The sequence below is a fragment of the Micromonospora sp. D93 genome, assembly GCF_018070365.1.
Classification (GTDB): domain Bacteria; phylum Actinomycetota; class Actinomycetes; order Mycobacteriales; family Micromonosporaceae; genus Micromonospora; species Micromonospora ureilytica.
Genome location: NZ_JAGPXW010000032.1, coordinates 60,095 through 77,748, shown reverse-complemented (window position 1 = coordinate 77,748; position 17,654 = coordinate 60,095). Strand labels below are relative to the sequence as shown.

The window sequence follows — 17,654 nt, the reverse complement described above, 5'->3', positions numbered from 1 at the left end:
GGGCTCACTGGGTCACCGTGCCGAGGACCGTGCCGTCCGGAGCGGCCACGTGGACCGGGGCGTCCGCCGCGAGGTCCCGCACCGCCGCGTGCCCGGCACCGTCCAGCGTCGACGCCTCGGTCACGACCGCCGCGGCCTCCAGCCGACTCGCCCCCGCCGCCACTGCCGAAGCGACAGCCAACTGCAACGCGGTGAGCGTCAGCGACGGCAGCGCGACACTGGCCGCCGCGTACGTCCGGCCGTCCTGGTCACGGACCGCGGCGCCCTCCACGGCGCCGACCCGCGCGCGGGCTCCCCGGGCCAGGACGACGAGCTTGCCGTCCTCGGCGCTCAGCGCGCCCGACGCGGTGGGGGTGGGCCGGGCGGCAGGCGCGGCGGGTGTGTCAGGCATCGGCGGGTTGCCTCTCGTCGTCTCGATAGTTGTCCGTGTCGTCCCCGGGGCCGGCGTGCTCGCCGCGCCCCGCGGTGTCCTGCTCATGGCCCGGCTCCACCCGGCTGACCAGGACGGTGTCGATCCGGTTGCGCCGGCCGGTGGTGCCCTCGGCGACCAGGCGGAGACCGGCGACCTCGGCCTCGGCGCCCGGGATCGGCACCCTCCCCAGCGACTGGGCGAGCAGGCCGCCGACCGTCTCCACCTCGTCGGTGGGCAGGTCGGTGTCGAACATCTCGCCAAGGTTCTCCACCGGCAGGCGAGCGGTCACCCGCACCGAGGAGTCCGCCAGACGTTCGACGGGCGGGCGCTCGACATCGTACTCGTCGGTGATCTCACCGACGATCTCCTCCAGGATGTCCTCGATGGTGACCAGACCGCCGGTGCCGCCGTACTCGTCGACCACGATGACCAGGTGGTTGCGGGCCGCCTGCATCTCGGACAGCAGGTCGTCGACCGGCTTGGACTCCGGTACGAAGGTCGCCGGGCGCATCAGCTCGGCCACCGGCAACTGCTCGGCCATCGGGTCCCCGCCACGGGAGCGCCGGATCAGGTCCTTGAGGTAGAGCACACCCAGCACGTCGTCGACGCTCTCGCCGATCACCGGGATGCGGGAGAAACCGGACCGCAGGAAGAGCGCCAGCGCCTGCGCGAGCGTCTTGCCCTCCTCGATCCACACCATCTCGGTACGCGGCACCATCACCTCACGGGCGATGGTGTCGCCCAGCGCGAAGACGGAGTGGATCATCTGGCGCTCGCCGTGCTCGACCACGCCGCGCTGCTCGGCCAGGTCGACCAGCTCCCGCAGCTCCACCTGAGTGGCGAACGGGCCTTCCCGGAAGCCGCGCCCCGGGGTGACCGCGTTGCCGATCAGGATCAGCAACGACGCGAGCGGGTTGAGCGCCCGGCCCAGCCAGCGGACCAGCGGCGCCACGGCACGACCCACGGCGTAGGCGTGCTGCCGGCCGATGGTGCGCGGGGCGACGCCCACCACCACGAAGCTGACCACCGTCATCGCGCCGGCGGTCACCAGCGCGGCCCGCCAGCCGGCGCCGAAGCTGTCCACCGCCACGAGCGCCACCAGCGTGGTGGCGGTCAGCTCGGCGAGCAGCCGCAACAGCAGGAGCAGGTTGAGGTGCCGGACGACGTCACCGGCGACGACCTGGAGGGTACGGGCGCCGCGCACGCCGTCGCGGGCCAGCTCGGCGGCTCGGGCCGGTGAGACCGCGGCGAGGGCCGCCTCGGTCATCGCGATCAGGCCGGCCAACACCACAAGGCCGGCCGCGAAGACGATCAGCTGGAAGTCGGGTAGGCCGGCGGTGGCGCCGGCCGCGAGTAACGGAGGTGTGGACATCACTGGGTGCGGGTCGACCGCCAGCTCGCCAGCAGTCGGGCCTGGAGTGCGAACATCTCCCGCTCCTCCTCCGGCTCCGCGTGGTCGTAACCGAGCAGGTGGAGCACCCCGTGCACGGTGAGCAGGTGCAGCTCGTCGGCCGACGCGTGCCCGGCGGTCGCCGCCTGCTTGGCCGCCACCTCCGGGCAGAGCACGATGTCGCCGAGCAGGGCGGGCTCGCCGCCGGCCGGTGCGGACTCACCCGGACCGTGGTCGACACTGCCCTCGTCCATGGGGAACGCGAGCACGTCGGTCGGGCCGTCGCCACCCATCCAGCGGTGGTTCAGCTCGGTCATGTAGTCGATGTCGACCAGCAACACGGACAGCTCGGCGAGGGGGTTGACCCCCATCTCGTCGAGGGCGTGCCGGGCGACGGCGAGCACGGCGTCGGTGTCGACGTCGACACCGGACTCGTTGGCGATCTCGATGGACAACTGCTTTCCTCTGCTTTAGCGGCGGCGGGCGGCCCGGCCGCCCTGGGCGGGTCGCCCGGGCACGGCGTGAACGCCCTGCGCCTGCTGGTTCTCCCGCTCGGCGTCCCAGCGGGCGTACGCGTCGACGATCTCCCCGACCAGCTGGTGGCGGACCACGTCGGAGCTGGACAACTGGGAGAAGTGCACATCCTCGACGTTTTCCAGGATCTCCCGAACCACCCGCAGGCCGCTGCTCGTCCCGCCGGGAAGGTCCACCTGGGTGATGTCACCGGTGACGACGATCTTGGAGTTGAAGCCGAGTCGGGTGAGGAACATCTTCATCTGCTCGGGCGTCGTGTTCTGCGCCTCGTCCAGGATGATGAACGCGTCAGAGAGCGTACGGCCCCGCATGTAGGCCAGCGGGGCGACCTCGATCGTCCCCTGGGCCATCAGCTTCGGGATCGTCTCCGGGTCGAGCATCTCGTGCAGCGCGTCGTAGAGCGGGCGCAGGTACGGGTCGATCTTGTCGTTGAGCGTGCCGGGCAGGAAGCCCAGTCGCTCGCCCGCCTCGACCGCCGGCCGGGTGAGGATGATCCGGTTGACCTGCTTGGCCTGCAACGCCTGGACGGCCTTCGCCATCGCCAGGTAGGTCTTTCCGGTGCCGGCCGGGCCGATGCCGAAGACGATGGTGTGGGTGTCGATCGCGTCGACGTACTTTTTCTGCCCGAGAGTCTTGGGGCGGATGGTGCGCCCGCGCCGGGAGAGGATGTTGAGTGTCAGGACCTCGGCGGGCCGCTCGGCGCTGCCCTCTTCGAGCATGCCGACGGTACGCCGGACGGCGTCAGTGGTCAGGGTCTCGCCTTTCTCGATGAGTTCGAGGAGCTCGCTGAAGACCCGCTCGGCGAGGGCGTTGTCCGCAGGGTCACCGGTGATGGTGATCTCGTTGCCGCGGACGTGCACGTCACTGGTGACCGAGCGTTCGACGAGTCTGAGGATCTCGTCGCCTGCGCCGAGCAGATTGACCATGATCTTCGGGTCGGGCACGGTGATCTTGGTCTGCACCCGGGGCGGGCCGGGAGGTGGGGTGCCGGTCATAGGTTGGGCCGAAGGGCCCTGCGCCACCTGCTCTCGATCTCGGCGCCGGCCTGGTGGCCTGGCGTGCGGACGTTACACCCATCGTATCGGTTGAACGCCTGCCGCATCTCGCCCATTTCCGCTGGCCGCGATCAACTCCCGGCCCGGAAGTCGTACCTGTCGAAGGTCTCCTGGTGGCGGGTGAACCGGTACGTCGCCCAGTGCATCCGGACCACCGCGCCGGCCTCGTCCCGGGTCAGCCGCAGCAGCTCGCCGACCTCCCGACCGGAGACCACGCGGAACACGTCCGGCTGGTCCGGCAACGGGGTGAAGATCGCCGGCGGCCGTCCGGCCGGGTCACCGACCCCGCGCGCCCGCAGGGTGCCGTCGTGCCAGGAGAAGACGTACTCGGAGCCCTCGCCCCACCAACGGCCGAGCGCACCCCGCAGGACCGCCGGCGCGGGTGCGCCGGGTCGCCAGGGCTCGATCTCGGCCGGGTCGTGCTCGACCGCCGCGGCGAGCAGCCGGTGCGACAGGTCGAACAGTTCGGTCGCCGTGCCGGACGAGCCGAGCACAGCCGCGCCCATCGCGCCGGGCGTGCCGTCACCACCGCGGCGGCCGTACGCCCCGGCGAGGAACCCGGGCATCGCCCCGTCGTGCCCCACGTGCATCACCCGTTCCCCCTGTGGGATCAGGATCAGCCCGAGCCCGAAGCCCGCGCCCCAGAGCGTCTCGTCGGTGGTGGTCAGCGGCCAGCGCATCTCGTCCAGGGTGGCCGGGGCGAGGACCGCGCCGGCCGGGTCCAGCGCCGCCGGGTCGGCCAGGAACGCCGCCCAGCGGGCCATGTCGGTAGCGGTGCTCCAGAGCTGGGCGGCCGGGCCGACCGCGCCGAAGTCGGTCGGCGGCTCCGGGTGCGCCTCGTCGGAGTACGCGTCGACCAGGAAGCCGGTGGCCGCCGTCGGCCGTGGGGTCACTGTGGTGTCGGTCAGCCCCAGCGGCGTCAGGATCCGCTCGATGAGTGCCTGGGCCCAGCCTCCGCCGCGGAGCCGGGCGACGAGTTGGCCGAGCACGGCCAGACCCAGGTTGGAGTAGTGGAACCGCCGGCCGGTCGGCAGCACCCGCTCGGCCCGGTCCAGCTCCGCGACCAGTTGGTCGGCGTCCGGTGCGCGCAGACTGTCCCAGATGTCGCCGAACGGCTCACGTTGCAGGCCAGCGGTGTGCGACAGCAACCGGCGCACGGTCAGGTCGCCGTGCGCCGGGAGGTCCAGGTGCCGGCCCACCGGGTCGTCCAGGTCCAGCAGCCCGTCGTCGCGGCACTGGAGGACCAGCACCGCGGTGAACGTCTTGGTGACCGAGCCGATCCGGAACTGGGTGCCCGGCCCCAACGGGCTGTCGGTGCCGGTCGCACCGACGGTGCAGGTCCAGAGCGGTCGGTCGGCCCGGTGCAGCGCCGCCGACACCGCCGGCACCCGGGCTTCGGCCTGCACCCGCCGGACCAACCGCCCCAGGTGCTCATCCGCCCGGACGTCGGGCGCCGCACCTGGGGTCACGCGAGGTTCCGGGCGAGCATCGGCCCGAGCGGCGCACCACCGAGCAGGTGCGCGTGCGCGTGGAACACCTCCTGCCCGCCGTACGCGCCGGTGTTGAACATCAGCCGGAAACCGTCGCCGAGCAGGCCCTCGTCCTCGGCCACGGCGGCGGCCGTCGCCAGCACGTCGGCGGCCAGCGCCGGGTCACCCTGGGCGAGGGTGGCGACGTCGGCGTAGTGCTCCTTCGGAATGACCAGGACGTGCACCGGCGCCTTCGGGTCGATGTCGCGGAAGGCGAGGGTGGTGTCGGTCTCCCGGACCACTGTGGCCGGGATCTCCCCGGCGACGATGCGGCAGAACAGGCAGTCGGATCCCATCGGGGCAGTGTAAGGACACCGGGTGCGGCTGAGGCAGGATGGCCGGCATGACGGATCGGGCGGTACTGGTGACCGGGGCCTCGCGCGGGATCGGCCGTGCGGTGGCGAAGGCGTTCGCGGCCGGCGGCGACCGGGTGGCGATCCACCACCGCGACTCCGCCGACGCGGCCGAGGAACTAAGCGCGCAGCTGCCCGGCGACGGGCACGTGGTGGTCCGCGCCGACCTCACCGATCCGGACGCGGTCCGGGTCATGGTCGACCGGGCCGCCGAGCTGCTCGGCGGGTTGGACGTGCTTGTCAACAACGCCGGGACGTACGGCGACCGCGACGACCCGCACCCGATCTTCGGCACCTCGTACGAGCAGTGGCAGCAGCGCTGGCGGCAGGTGCTGGAGACCAACCTGACCGGCGCCGGCAACGTCACCTGGTGCGCCGCCCAGCACATGCGCGAACGCGGCGGGCGGATCGTCAACGTCTCGTCCCGTGGCGCGTTCCGCGGCGAGCCGGAACAGCCGGCGTACGGCGCCAGCAAGGCGGGACTGAACGCGCTGGGCCAGTCCCTCGCCGTGGCGCTCGCGCCGTACGGCATCACTGTCGCCACAGTCGCGCCGGGCTTCGTGGCGACCGACATGACCACCGAGCACCTGCGCGGCGAGCGGGGCGCGGCCATCCGGGCGCAGAGCCCGTTCGACCGGGTGGGCCAACCGGAGGAGATCGCCGCCGCCGTGCACTGGCTGGCCTCACCGCAGGCCGAGTGGGCCTCCGGCACGATCGTCGACCTCAACGGCGCCTCCTACCTGCGCAGCTGAAGCCGACTCCGACAAGACCTTGGAAAGAAGGCGCCCCTGGAGGGGCCGTTTCCTTCCAAGATCTCGATGAGGATGCGCGGCGTGGGGCTACCAGCGGTTGAGGCGGGTAGCTAGCACGCTGAGGGCCGCCACCCCGGCGGTGGAGGTGCGCAGCACGGCCGGCCCGAGGCGTACGGGTCGCCCGCCGGCCTCGGCGAAGGCGGTCAGCTCGGCCGGGGCGATGCCACCCTCCGGGCCGACCACCAGAACGATCTCACCGGCGGAGGGCAGCTCGGCGGTGGTGAGCCGTTCTTCGGCCTCCTCGTGCAGCACGAACCCGGCGGCGGCACCGGCGATCCGGCGGGCCACAGTGGCTGTGGACTCGTCCGGCGCACCGGCCACCACCGGCAGCCACGGCCGGCGGGCCTGCTTGGCCGCCTCCCGGGCGGTGGCCACCCACTTCTCCCGGGCGCGTACGCCCCGGTCGCCGCGCCACTGCGCCACCGAACGTGAGGCCGCCCAGGGCACGATCTCGTCCACCCCGACCTCGGTCATCGCCTGCACGGCCAGCTCGCCCCGGTCGCCCTTGGCGATGCCCTGCACCACCGCGATCCGGGGGACCGGCGCGTCCGCGTACCCCCGGGAGGTGATGGTGACCTCCAGGGTGCCCCGGCCGACGGCCCTGACCACGGCGGTGGCCGTGCCACCCCGCCCGTCGGCGAGCAGCAACTCCTCGCCGACGCGCAGCCGCTGCACGGTGGCGGCGTGGTGCCCCTCCGGGCCGTCCAGGGTCAGCGCGTCGCCGGTGGGCAGCGCCTCGACCAGGAACAGCGGTGCGGACACCTCAGGCGTGCCCGTTGAACGCGTCGCGCATCCGGGAGAAGAAGCCGCCCTGCTTGGACAGCTCGGCGACCTCCTCACCACGGGTCTTGGCGAAGTCGCGCAGCATCTTCTCCTGGTCCGGGTCGAGCTTGGTGGGAGTCCGCACGTCCAGGTGCACGTAGAGGTCGCCTCGGCCGGTGCCGCGCAGGTGCGGCACGCCCCGGGCGCGCAGTCGTAGCGTGCTGGCCGGCTGGGTGCCGGCCTTGACGTCGACGGTCTCCTCGCTGTCCAGCGTCTTGATGGTCAGCCGGGTGCCCAGCGCCGCCGCCGTCATCGGCACGGTGACCCGGCAGTGCAGGTCGTCGCCCTTGCGGGAGTACACGTCGTGCGGGCGCTCGTGGATCTCCACGTAGAGGTCACCGGCGGTGCCGCCACCGGGGCCCACCTCGCCCTGCTGGGCCAGCCGGATCCGCATGCCGTCCTCGACGCCGGCCGGGATCTTGACGGTCAGCGAGCGGCGGGTACGAACCCGACCGTCGCCGGCGCAGGTGGGGCAGGGGTGCGGGATGGTGGTGCCGTAGCCCTGGCACACGGTGCACGGCCGGGCGGAGACCACCTGGCCGAGGAAGGTGCGCTGCACTGACTGCACCTCGCCCCGGCCGCCGCACGCCTCGCAGGTCGCCAGGTGCGTGCCGGCGGCCGTGCCGGCGCCCGAGCAGGTGGTGCAGAGCACCGCGGTGTCCACGGTGATCGGGGCCTCGACGCCGAACGCCGTCTCGTGCAGGTCGAGTTCGAGTCGCAGGATCGCGTCGGCGCCCGGGCGGGTACGCGGCCGTGGGCCACGGGCGCCACCTCCCGCACCGCCGAAGAACGCGTCCATGATGTCCTGGAAACCGACGAACGGACCGGCGCCTCCGGGGCCGCCCGGACCTCCGGCGCCGCCGCCACCAGGGGCGAGCGGGTCGCCACCCAGGTCGACGATCTGCCGCTTCCGGTCGTCCGAGAGGACCTCGTACGCGGCGTTGATGTCCTTGAACTTCTCCTGAGCCTCCGGGTCCGGATTGACGTCCGGGTGGAACTGGCGCGCCAGCTTGCGGTAGGCGCGCTTGATCTCGTCATCGGAGGCTTCCCGGCTCACACCGAGAATGCCGTAGTAGTCCCTGGCCACTGCGTTCCGTGTCCTCATGTTCGTCTCGCGTTGCGCCGGTCGGCGGCCGCAGCCGGCCGCATCGGCCCTGACCAATCAGTTCTGGGCCAGCAACTCGCCCACGTAGCGTGCCACGGCGCGCACCGTGGCGATATTGCCGGGGTAGTCCATCCGGGTGGGCCCCAGCACCCCCAGGCCGCCGACGATCGTGGCACCCGGGCCGTACCCGGTGCTGACCACCGAGGCGGCGCGCAGGTTGTCGAACTCGTTCTCGTCGCCGATCAGCACCCGGGTCGTGCTCGGCTCGGTCTCACCGATGAGCTTGAGCAGCACGACCTCCTCCTCCAGTGCCTCGAGGATCGGCCGCAGGGAGCCCTGGAAGTCGAGCAGGCCGCCCCGGGTGAGGTTGGCGGTGCCGGCGAGCGCGATCCGTTCCTCGTGCCGCTCGACAAGTGTCTCCAGCAGGACGGTGGCGAGCGTGGTCATGGTCGGGCGCAGCCCGGTCGGCGCTTCCTCGACCAGCGCCTGCACCAACGGCGGCGTCTCGGACAGCCGGGCGTTGGCGAGCTTCTCGTTGATCAGCCGGCGCAGGTCCATGACGTCGTCGGCGGGCACCGGGCCGGGCAGCTCCACGAGCCGCTGCTCCACCCGCCCGGTGTCGGCGATCATGACGAGCATCAGCCGGGTCGTGGAGATCGGCACCAGCTCCAGGTGACGCACCGAGGAACGGGCCAGGCTCGGGTACTGCACGACGGCGACCTGGCGGGTCAGCTGGGCGAGCAGCCGCACCGTGCGGTGCACCACGTCGTCGAGGTCGACGGCACCGACCAGGAAGCGCTCGATGGCCCGGCGCTCGGCCGGGCTGAGCGGCTTGACCCGGGACAACCGGTCGACGAAGAGGCGGTAGCCGCGGTCGGTGGGCACCCGGCCGGCACTTGTGTGCGGCTGCCGGATGTAGCCCTCCTCCTCCAGCACGGCCATGTCGTTGCGGACCGTGGCCGGGGAGACCCCGAGCTGGTGCCGCTCGACCAGCGCCTTGCTGCCGACCGGCTCCTGGGTGGAGACGTAGTCTTCGACGATGGCGCGGAGCACTGCGAGTTTCCGGTCGTCGAGACCCATCCTCCGCACCTCCTGTCGCACGTCGGCCGCCGGGCCCGTGGGCCGGCCGGGCCGTCCTGGCACTCGACTGTAACGAGTGCCAGTCTACGTCGGCAGGCCCGCCGACGCGATGATCAACGACCACCTGTCGGTGCGGCCCACGCCACCCCGTTGGGCTGATCGGCCCGCACGGCGGGGCGGTGTCGCTCTGGTGCGGCGTTGCCACCGGCCCTTACCGTGACATCCATGACTGAACCTCCTCGCCCTCCCGGGTCGGGCGACCCCGGCAACTACCCGCCGGAGCCCACCTCCCCAGGCCCGTTCCCGTCGTCCGAGCCGCCCACCGCACCACTGTCCGGGGCACCCGGCCCGGCCGGCTATCCCCCGGCCGGTGGCTATCCGCCGCCCACCGGTGACCAACCGCCGTCAGGCGGCTACCCTCCGGCAGGCGGCTATCCGCCGCCCGGGGGCTATCCCCCACCCGGCGGTTACCCGGCCGGTGGGGCCTACGGCGGCCCCGGTGGCGGCTACTCCAACAACGAGGACAAGACCTGGTCGCTCGTCGCGCACTTCGGCGGCGCCCTCGGCGCACTGGTCAGCTTCGGTCCGCTGGGCTTCGTCGCCCCGCTCATCGCCTACCTGACCCGCGGCCAGCAGTCGCCGACCGTCCGGGCACAGGCCCTCGCCGCCCTGAACTTCCAGATCCTCTGGTCGGTCATCGCGTTCGTGCTGCTCTTCGTGAGCTGGTGCCTGCTCTTCCTGCCCAGCATCGCCGTCGTGGTGATCCAGATCCTGTTCGGGATCATCGCCGGCGTGAAGGCCAACGAGGGCACCCCGTACCGCTACCCGATGACTGCCAACTTCATCAAGTGAACCGGGCCGGCCGCTCCCCCGGCCGGTCTGGAACACCGCTGCCCCCGGTCCGGGGGCAGCGGGCCACTCAGGGCAGCAGGTCGCGGACGACCGCGTCGGCGAGCAACCGCCCGCGCAGGGTGAGCACCGCCCGGCCGGCGGCGTACTCGTCGGCGGCCAGCAGCCCGTCGGCCAGCGCCCGCTCGGCGCCGGCCCGGCCGGTGGCGTCGAGCACCGCCAGCGGGAGGCCGCTGGCCAGCCGCAGCCGGAGCATCACGTCCTCCATGTGCGCCTCGTCGACAGTGAGCACCTCCCGGGCCAGACCGGGAGACGCGCCGGCGGCCAACCGCTGGGCGTACGCCGAGGGGTGTTTCACGTTCCACCAGCGCACCCCACCGACGTGGCTGTGCGCCCCCGGCCCCAGCCCCCACCAGTCCGCGCCGGTCCAGTAGAGCAGGTTGTGCCGGCAGCGGGCCTCCTCGGTACTGGCCCAGTTGGAGACCTCGTACCAGGAGAGACCGGCCGCGTCGAGCGCGGCCTCCGCGGCCAGGTAGCGGTCCGCGGCCACGTCGTCACTGGGGTACGCCAGCTCGCCGCGCCGCATCCGGGCCGCGAGCCGGGTGCCGTCCTCGACGATCAGGGCGTACGCGCTGACGTGGTCCACCCCGGCGGCGACGACCTGCTCCAGCGAGGCGGCGAAGTCCTCGGCCCGCTCCCCCGGGGTGCCGTAGATCAGGTCCAGGTTGACGTGCTCGAACCCGGCGTCGCGCGCCTCCAGGGCGGCGGCGGTGGCCCGGCCGGCGCTGTGTTTGCGATCCAGGATCGCCAACACCCCCGGGGAGGCGGACTGCATGCCCAGCGAGATCCGGGTGTAGCCGGCGGCCCGCAGCAGCTTCAACGATTCCGGAGTGACCGACTCGGGGTTGGCCTCGGTGGTCACCTCGGCGTCGGCGGCCAGCCCCCAGGTGCGGTCGATGCCGTCGAGGATGCGGGCCAGGTCGTCGGCGGGGAGCAGGGTGGGCGTGCCGCCGCCGACGAAGACGGTGTCGACCCGGGGCGGCGGGTTGTCGCCGAGCACCCGGGCGGCGAGCGTCAGCTCGGCCAGGACGGTGTCGGCGTACCCCTCGCGGCTGGCGCCGCCGCCCAGTTCGGAGGCGGTGTAGGTGTTGAAGTCGCAGTAACCGCAGCGGCTCGCGCAGAACGGGACGTGCACGTACACGCCGAAGCCGCGCGCGCCGACCGCCGTGGTGGCGGTGGCGGGCAACGATCCGTCGACGGGGACGGTCTCACCATCTGGAAGGACGCCGGGCATGGCCACTAGTGTGCCCGGCATGACCTCTCCCGACGTCCTCGTGCGGGTCGCCACGGCCCGTGGGGTGACCACCCTCACCCTGAACAGCCCGCACAACCGCAACGCCCTCTCGACCGGCCTGATGACCCAGCTGCTGGCCGGACTGGCGGACGCGGTCGCCGACGAGGCGGTCCGAGTGATCGTGCTCGACCACACCGGCCCGGTCTTCTGCTCGGGCGCGGACCTGAAGGAGACCGCCGCGGCGTACGCCAGCGGGACGGTGCCGGCCGGGATGCTGGGCGACGTGCTCGCGGCGCTCTGGGAGTGCCCGAAGCCGGTGCTGGCCCGGGTCGGCGGGCCGGCGCGGGCCGGTGGTCTGGGCCTGATCGCCGCCGCCGACCTGGCGGTCTGCGCCGACGAGGCGACCTTCGCGTTCACCGAGGTACGCATCGGGGTGATCCCGGCGGTGATCTCGGCGACCGTGCTGCCCCGGCTGCACCCCCGCGCCGCCGCCGAGCTGTACCTGACCGGGGACACCTTCGACGGTCGCCGGGCCGCCGAGATCGGCCTGGTCACGGCCTCGGTCCCGGCGGACGGGCTGGACGACGCGGTACGGGGCTACTGCGACTCATTGGTGCGCGGCGCGCCCGGGGCGTTGGCCGGCGCGAAGGAGTTGCTGCGCCGACCGGGTACCGCCGAGTTGCGCGCCGGCCTGGCCCGGCTGTCCGCCGTCTCGACCGGCTACTTCCTGTCCGACGAGGGGCGCGAGGGGGTCACCGCGTTCCGGGACAAACGATTGACTCGATGGGTGGCCGCTCTCGACGGTGGTCCCGCTGATCATGCCGGGTAGGACCGAAGGTCGCCGGTCGGCAGGTTGAGGGTGACCTCTGGGGGCGCCGCCGTCGTTCGGCGGCGCCCCCGTTTCCTGCCGGGTCACCAGGCGGTCGCGCCGCCGTCGACCGGGTAGTTCGCCCCGGTGATGTAGGACGCCCGGTCGGACGCGAGGAAGACCACCAGCTCGACGACCTCCTCGGGGCGCGCGAAGCGCTTGAGGAGCGTCTTGGCGGTGATGGCGTCCCGCGCCTCCTGGTTGTCACCGAGGTCGCGTTCGCTGGCCGGGGTGAGGGTGGGCCCGGGGCTGACCGCCACCGCGCGGATCCCGTGGGGCGCGCCTTCGAGCGCGAGCTGTCGCGTCATGCCGATGATGCCGGCGTTCGCGGCCGTGTGACCGACCATCGGCGGGACGTGGCCGCCGATCATCCCGGCCATGGAGGCGGCGCTGATGATGACACCGCCACCGCGCCGGACCAGGTGCGGCCAGGCGAACTTCGACACGAAGTACGGAATGTCGAGTTCGCCGGTGATGGTGTAGCGCCAGTCCCGCACCGAGAAGTCGGGCATCGGGCCGAAGCGGAGCGCGGCCGCGTTGTTGTAGACCACGTCGAGCCCGCCGTAGGTGGCGGCAGCGTCGTCGACGAGCTTGCGTACCTGCTCGGGGTCGGTGAGGTCGACCGGCGCGATGCCGGTCATCTCCCCGCCGGCGCGGCGGACGAGTTCGACAGTCTCGTCGTTACCGGCGACCTGGAGGTCGGCCCCGACGACCTTCGCGCCCTCGCGTGCGAAGGTCAGCGCCGCGACGCGGCCCAGACCACCGCCGGTGCCGGTGATCAGCACGACCTTGCCATCGAGCGTTCCCATGGAACTCCTCCTCGTTCGGGACCAACGCGCCCGGCTATGGGTGGTAGGTCGGATTGACATGTCAACAGAGCTAAGTCCTTGACCGGTCAATCGCTTCCCGTTACGGCTTACCCGGTGACGCTCACGACAGCCCTGCGCCGGGCCGGAGACAGAACGCGGCGGCAGGTGAGATCGCGACCGGAGCGGGAACGTCGCCAACCGGCACGCGACAGCGGAGCCGACCCCGAACTGGCCGGAGTCGGCCACCGTGGGCCCGAACCGCTCGGACGACCCGGAGACGCCCTGCGGGGACGTACGCTTGGCAGACTGTCGATCTGGGGGTGTGGGTGCGAACTCGGGCAACCGTGGCGGGTGGAGTGGTGCTCATCCTCGTCGCCGTGATCGCGATCTGGCTCGTCGTACGGCAGGTCGGCGACAACCTCACATTGCCGCTGGTGGCACGGAAGTGCACAGTGCAGGCCGACGGAAGGGTCGCGCTGGACGCCGACCAGATGGCCAACGCGGCGACCATCGCGGCGATCGGCGCGAAGCGCGGAATGCCCGAGCGGGCCGTCGTGGTCGCGCTCGCCACCGCGTACCAGGAGTCCGGGTTGCGCAACCTCGCCGACGGCGACCGCGACTCGGTCGGCCTGTTCCAGCAGCGACCGAGCCAGGGCTGGGGCACCCCGGCGCAGATCCGCGACCCGCGCTACGCGGCCAACCGGTTCTACGCGGCGCTCAAGAAGGTGCGCGGCTGGGAGAAGATGCGCGTCACCGACGCCGCCCAGCGGGTGCAGCGCTCGGCGTTCCCCGAGGCGTACCAGAAGTGGGCCGACGACTCCGAGGTGCTCAGCCGGGCCCTGATGGGCGACGCCAGCGGCGCGGTCGCCTGCACGGTGGGGCGCACCCCGGTGATGCACGGCGCGGCGGCGGCCGCGCAACTTACCCGCAACCTCGTGCTGGACTGGGGGTTGAAGGGCACCGACCCGACCAACCCGACCGGGTTGGCGGTGACTCCGGGCGACCAACGCGACGGCTGGCGCTATGCGCACTGGCTGGTGTCGCATGCCCAGGACCATGGTGTGAAGCGGGTCCGCTTCGGCGACCTGGAGTGGACCGCCCGCGGCGGCTCGTGGGACCGGGTGGACGGCCCGCAGAACCCCGCCGGCCAGGTCGTGGCCGAGGTGTTCAACGAGGGTTGACCGACCCGGATCTCTTAACCGGCAGTCACCGCACAATCGGGCAATGAACATCAAATCGAGCTATTGATCTCCTAGATCTCACTCTGTGCGTTTCTCTCGCTGCGTGGGGTCCCACTGCGGCCAAATCCCGCACCACGCCCTCCCCGACGCCTGGACCACCGCGTTACGATCGGCGGCCTGTGCCAGAAAAGGTTTCACCTCATGGGGAGGGGTACGACGCGGTGTTCGATTACGGCGACCGGACCGGTTACGAACCGATCAGCGACACTGACCGCAAGGAGTTCCACGAGCAGGGCTTCCTCCTGCTGCGCAACGTCCTGACGGAGGACCACCGGGCGGCGCTGGAGGCGGCGGTCGACCGCGTCTACGCGGAGGAGCAGGCGAAGGGCACCACCAAGAAGGACGGCACCCTGCACCTGCTAGGCTTTCTGGAGCGCGACGAGCTCTTCGGTGAGCTGCTGACCCACCCGATCGCCTTCCCGTACATGTGGGGGCTGGCCGGCTGGAACATCTACACCCACCACAACCACCTGGACGTCACCCCTCCGGCCGCCGAGCCGGAGAAGCCGTACTGGGGTTGGCACCAGGACGGGTACCGGCAGAACTCCGACCCGGAGACGATGGACCCGAACCTGCCCCGGCCGATGTTCTCGCTGAAGGTCGCGTACGTGCTGTCGGATCTCTCCGAGACCGGCCGCGGCGCTACCAAGGTCATCCCGGGCAGCCACCTGAAGAACTCGCTGCCCCGGCCGGCGGACCTCACCGTGCAGAACCCCGACCCGGAGGGCACGGTGGAGATCACCGCGAACCCGGGCGACGCCTTCATCTTCGACCGTCGGCAGTGGCACTCCCGGTCGACGAACCTGTCGACCATCACCCGCAAGATGCTCTTCGTCGGCTACACCTACCGGTGGATCCGTCCGCTGGACGAGCTGCACCCCGACCTGAACGGCGAGTGGTACCGCAACCGCACCCCCGTGCAGCGCCAGCTGATCGGTGAGGGCACCCACACCGCCAACTACTGGGGCATCAACTGGGACGGGTACGTCGACGACGAGATCCCGCTGCGCAAGGAGCTCAAGGAGCGCGGTCTGCTCGACCGCAACATCCCCTGGCTCCGCTGATCTGACCACAGGAACGGCTGACGACGGCCGGGCCGCAGGGGTTGTCCCCTGCCGCCCGGTCGTCGCCGTCTCGGGCCGGCGTTGCTCGGGCCGGTACCGCGCCCGGTCGGTCAGGTGATGTCGCGGCGCATCGGGACGAGTACGGCGATCGCCGAGGCGGTCAGCGCGTACGCGGCGAGCAGGAGGGCACCGGTCACCGGTGGGAGCAGGTGAACGGCCCCGCTGCCGAGTTCCGCGGACATCGCGTCGGCGAGGTAGGTGAAGTCGGTCAGCGCGGCGGTGGCTCCGCCGGGCAGGACCGGGTACAGCGTGTTGACACCGGGGATCATCATCAGCACCGGCTCCCCCACGTACAGATAGCCGGTTACGACACACAGCGCCGCGATCTGGTGGTGGATGAGTGCACCGACCCCCGCCCCGACGAGCAGGTAGACAGCCATCGCTGCGGCGATACGGCCGAGCAGCGCCAGCACGGTGGTGACCGGCAGACCGAGTGAGACGCCGCGGGCGGCGGCGACAGCGAGCAGCGCCACCGCGGCAGTGCCCGCGAGGACGACCCCGTAGGCGAGGCCGGTGACCACACCGGGCTCCACGGTGAAACTCAGGTCCCGCACGGCGGTGACGTCGCCGAAGCGCTTGGTCAGGCGCGACACCTCGATCGCGAGCCCGTCGCCGGTCATTGGTGGGCCGCCATAGAACGCTTGATCGTGGCCACGATGCCCGGTGCCGTGGGGCTGGAGAGCACGACCTCGTCGAATTCACCGCCGCCCGCCGGCCGGTCCAGGACGAGGTGCACCCCGGACTCCGCCCGGCGGACCGCCACGAGCTGGCGAGGGCCGCCGAACAGGCCCCAGACACCGATCTTGGTGAAGCCGGACACCACGTACCCGCGGCGGGCGCCACGGGCCAGCCGGAGCGGATCGTTCACCAGGTCGACCCGTCGCACCGCGGCGAGACGCAGCACGAGCTGATCCCGCCCCGTCCACAACCGCTCCCATCCGGTGAACCGGATGTCGATCACGTCGTTTGTCACAACGACCGAAGCCATCAGCCGTCCCCCTTCGTTGGTTCGGAATCGTCAGCCGGCGCCGGCCGCTCCGACGTCGGCGGGTCGGTCGGCAACAGAACTGTCGCCAGCAGGCGGGGTGTCCGTCCGTTGCCGGGCTTGTTGGCCAGCAGTGGGACGACCAGCGCGTTGAAGCCGGCGGCGAACTCGCTGAACTCGGCGTCGGTCACGTGCAGCACGAGTTGTTGGTAGCCCACCCCGTCGGCGACGAAGTCGATCCGTTCCCTGGCGAGGTAGCGGGAGAACTCCGACAGCAGACTCGACACGAACGCCGTGAAGTACCGTGCGTGGTCCTCCACCGTGGCCGTGGCCAGGCTCGCGGGGTCGAGCGTCGCGCCCTGCGCGGGAAGCCCGTACACCCGCTCGACGGCGCCGCGTACCTTGCGCTCCTCGACCACCTTGAGTAGCCCCGCCTTGACCAGGATCGCCAACTGCCGGTACATGGTGGCCTGCGGGACGTCGGGCAGCAGCTCGATCAGGGCCTGGGTGGTCAGGCGCGCGCCCGCGACCGCGCGCAGGATCCGGATCCGCACGGGGTGCAGCGCCAGATCAGCCCAACGTTCTCGCGACATCTCCACGACAGGAACATTATCACTATTGATAGTGAGAACGTTAGGCCTCATCCGCCTAGTGGTGCACCTTTCGCCGCCCCCAGGAGAGCAGCGTGGGGCGTAGCGCTCTGAACCGGACGTCGAGAGCCGAAAGCGGGCCTGCGAGTCAGCGTCCCAGCCGGCGGCGGGCCTTCTCCCGGATCGGCTCCGGCAGGCCCTCCGCGTCGAGCAGCCGAGGCAACAACTCCGGCTCCAGGCTGGTCGCCCGGAACACCTCGCCGATGGTCACACCGTGCGCGGGTCGGTCCACCACCTCGACCGGGTCGCCCGCGCCGACCTCCCCCTCGCGCAGAACCCGCAGGTAGGCCCCGGGCGATGCCCGGACCGTGAACCGCTTGATCAGATCCGGTACGCCCCAGAACCCGGCGAAGGTCGTGCAGGGGGTGCGCGGCTTGGTGACCTGGAGCAGGGCGGAGCCGACCTGCCACTGCTCGCCGATCACCGCACCCGTCACGTCGACCGCGTAGGTGGTCAGGTTCTCGCCGAAGCCGCCGGACGGGATGGCACGGCCCAATTCGGCCACCCACCAGGCGGCGTCCTCCTCGGCATAGGCGTAGACCGCCTGGTCAGGACCACCGTGATGGGCCCGCTCGCCGATGAAGTCGCCCGCCAGGCCGCCGGTGAGCAGCGACACCGGGCCGTCGACCGGCCGCTTGTCGATGCCGCTGCGGCCGCTCGCGTCGCCCGCCCACCCCGCCTCGGTCACGATGCCGAGGTTCACCGCTGCCACCCTGCCCGTCATGACCGTCAGCCTAGTAGC

The 17,654-nt window shown here is 71.9% G+C and carries 20 protein-coding genes; 5 read left to right on the top strand and 15 right to left on the bottom strand.

What is annotated here, in order from left to right:
* Positions 1-4: 4 nt before the first annotated feature.
* The 6 genes from KBX71_RS27955 to KBX71_RS27930 form a co-directional block, all read right to left on the bottom strand.
* A complete protein-coding gene (locus KBX71_RS27955) occupies positions 5-391 on the bottom strand; it encodes a cytidine deaminase (protein ID WP_124820423.1) in 387 nt (128 codons plus the stop codon).
* The gene (locus tag KBX71_RS27950) at positions 384-1,808 is read right to left on the bottom strand and encodes a hemolysin family protein (protein ID WP_210820804.1); all 1,425 of its coding nucleotides are present in this window, start codon (positions 1,806-1,808) and stop codon (positions 384-386) included. The genes KBX71_RS27955 and KBX71_RS27950 overlap by 8 nt, the downstream gene beginning before the upstream one ends.
* Positions 1,784-2,257 carry an rRNA maturation RNase YbeY gene (gene ybeY, locus KBX71_RS27945; RefSeq protein WP_030336457.1) on the bottom strand — a complete coding sequence of 158 codons (474 nt, stop codon included), beginning with the start codon at positions 2,255-2,257 and terminating at the stop codon, positions 1,784-1,786. Before ybeY ends, KBX71_RS27950 begins: the two co-directional genes overlap by 25 nt.
* 15 nt (positions 2,258-2,272) lie before the next feature.
* On the bottom strand, positions 2,273-3,331 hold the full coding sequence (locus tag KBX71_RS27940) for a PhoH family protein (RefSeq protein WP_210820789.1): 1,059 nt from the start codon (positions 3,329-3,331) through the stop codon (positions 2,273-2,275).
* Between the two features lie 131 nt (positions 3,332-3,462).
* Positions 3,463-4,860, bottom strand: coding sequence for a serine hydrolase (locus KBX71_RS27935; RefSeq protein ID WP_210820787.1), 1,398 nt, complete (start codon positions 4,858-4,860; stop codon positions 3,463-3,465).
* Complete coding sequence (locus KBX71_RS27930) at positions 4,857-5,216, bottom strand: histidine triad nucleotide-binding protein (protein WP_196929941.1); 360 nt, start codon at positions 5,214-5,216, stop codon at positions 4,857-4,859. Before KBX71_RS27930 ends, KBX71_RS27935 begins: the two co-directional genes overlap by 4 nt.
* Before the next feature lie 47 nt (positions 5,217-5,263).
* Here KBX71_RS27930 and KBX71_RS27925 point away from each other — a divergent pair, with 47 nt between their 5' ends.
* Positions 5,264-6,025 carry an SDR family NAD(P)-dependent oxidoreductase gene (locus KBX71_RS27925; RefSeq protein WP_210820786.1) on the top strand — a complete coding sequence of 254 codons (762 nt, stop codon included), beginning with the start codon at positions 5,264-5,266 and terminating at the stop codon, positions 6,023-6,025.
* Between the two features lie 87 nt (positions 6,026-6,112).
* Here the strand turns inward: KBX71_RS27925 and KBX71_RS27920 are convergent, their stop codons facing one another.
* From KBX71_RS27920 to hrcA, 3 genes are all read right to left on the bottom strand, one after another.
* Positions 6,113-6,847: a 16S rRNA (uracil(1498)-N(3))-methyltransferase gene (locus tag KBX71_RS27920; RefSeq protein WP_210820784.1), complete on the bottom strand. Its 735-nt coding sequence runs from the start codon at positions 6,845-6,847 to the stop codon at positions 6,113-6,115.
* Between the two features lies 1 nt (position 6,848).
* Positions 6,849-7,994 (bottom strand): molecular chaperone DnaJ, encoded by a 1,146-nt coding sequence (dnaJ, locus tag KBX71_RS27915; protein WP_181518639.1) that lies wholly within the window; start codon positions 7,992-7,994, stop codon positions 6,849-6,851.
* A gap of 75 nt (positions 7,995-8,069) precedes the next feature.
* Positions 8,070-9,092, bottom strand: a complete 1,023-nt coding sequence (hrcA, locus tag KBX71_RS27910; protein WP_124820437.1) for a heat-inducible transcriptional repressor HrcA — start codon at positions 9,090-9,092, stop codon at positions 8,070-8,072.
* A 225-nt stretch (positions 9,093-9,317) separates the two neighbouring features.
* Here hrcA and KBX71_RS27905 point away from each other — a divergent pair, with 225 nt between their 5' ends.
* Positions 9,318-9,944, top strand: coding sequence for a DUF4870 domain-containing protein (locus KBX71_RS27905; protein WP_210820782.1), 627 nt, complete (start codon positions 9,318-9,320; stop codon positions 9,942-9,944).
* Between the two features lie 67 nt (positions 9,945-10,011).
* Here KBX71_RS27905 and hemW read toward each other — a convergent pair whose 3' ends face one another.
* Complete coding sequence (hemW, locus tag KBX71_RS27900) at positions 10,012-11,235, bottom strand: radical SAM family heme chaperone HemW (RefSeq protein ID WP_210820803.1); 1,224 nt, start codon at positions 11,233-11,235, stop codon at positions 10,012-10,014.
* 19 nt (positions 11,236-11,254) lie between these two features.
* Here hemW and KBX71_RS27895 point away from each other — a divergent pair, with 19 nt between their 5' ends.
* Complete coding sequence (locus tag KBX71_RS27895) at positions 11,255-12,064, top strand: enoyl-CoA hydratase-related protein (RefSeq protein WP_210820780.1); 810 nt, start codon at positions 11,255-11,257, stop codon at positions 12,062-12,064.
* Positions 12,065-12,147: 83 nt separating this feature from the next.
* Here the strand turns inward: KBX71_RS27895 and KBX71_RS27890 are convergent, their stop codons facing one another.
* On the bottom strand, positions 12,148-12,912 hold the full coding sequence (locus KBX71_RS27890) for an SDR family NAD(P)-dependent oxidoreductase (protein ID WP_210820779.1): 765 nt from the start codon (positions 12,910-12,912) through the stop codon (positions 12,148-12,150).
* Between the two features lie 320 nt (positions 12,913-13,232).
* Between KBX71_RS27890 and KBX71_RS27885 the strand changes: the two genes are divergently transcribed.
* Both KBX71_RS27885 and KBX71_RS27880 read left to right on the top strand, forming a co-directional pair.
* A complete protein-coding gene (locus tag KBX71_RS27885) occupies positions 13,233-14,093 on the top strand; it encodes a hypothetical protein (protein ID WP_210820778.1) in 861 nt (286 codons plus the stop codon).
* Positions 14,094-14,314: 221 nt separating this feature from the next.
* The gene (locus KBX71_RS27880; protein ID WP_124820442.1) at positions 14,315-15,217 is read left to right on the top strand and encodes a phytanoyl-CoA dioxygenase family protein; all 903 of its coding nucleotides are present in this window, start codon (positions 14,315-14,317) and stop codon (positions 15,215-15,217) included.
* 110 nt (positions 15,218-15,327) lie between these two features.
* On the opposite strand, the gene KBX71_RS34885 is transcribed toward KBX71_RS27880, so the two are convergent.
* The 4 genes from KBX71_RS34885 to KBX71_RS27855 all read right to left on the bottom strand — a co-directional run bounded on the left by KBX71_RS34885 (position 15,328) and on the right by KBX71_RS27855 (position 17,636).
* A complete protein-coding gene (locus tag KBX71_RS34885) occupies positions 15,328-15,897 on the bottom strand; it encodes a hypothetical protein (protein WP_374102653.1) in 570 nt (189 codons plus the stop codon).
* Entirely contained in the window at positions 15,894-16,265 is a 372-nt protein-coding gene (locus KBX71_RS27865) for a hypothetical protein (protein ID WP_210820777.1), read from the bottom strand. The genes KBX71_RS34885 and KBX71_RS27865 overlap by 4 nt, the downstream gene beginning before the upstream one ends.
* Complete coding sequence (locus tag KBX71_RS27860; RefSeq protein WP_210820802.1) at positions 16,265-16,855, bottom strand: helix-turn-helix domain-containing protein; 591 nt, start codon at positions 16,853-16,855, stop codon at positions 16,265-16,267. The genes KBX71_RS27865 and KBX71_RS27860 overlap by 1 nt, the downstream gene beginning before the upstream one ends.
* A 145-nt stretch (positions 16,856-17,000) precedes the next feature.
* Positions 17,001-17,636, bottom strand: coding sequence for an MOSC domain-containing protein (locus KBX71_RS27855; RefSeq protein ID WP_210820776.1), 636 nt, complete (start codon positions 17,634-17,636; stop codon positions 17,001-17,003).
* Positions 17,637-17,654 lie beyond the last annotated feature (18 nt).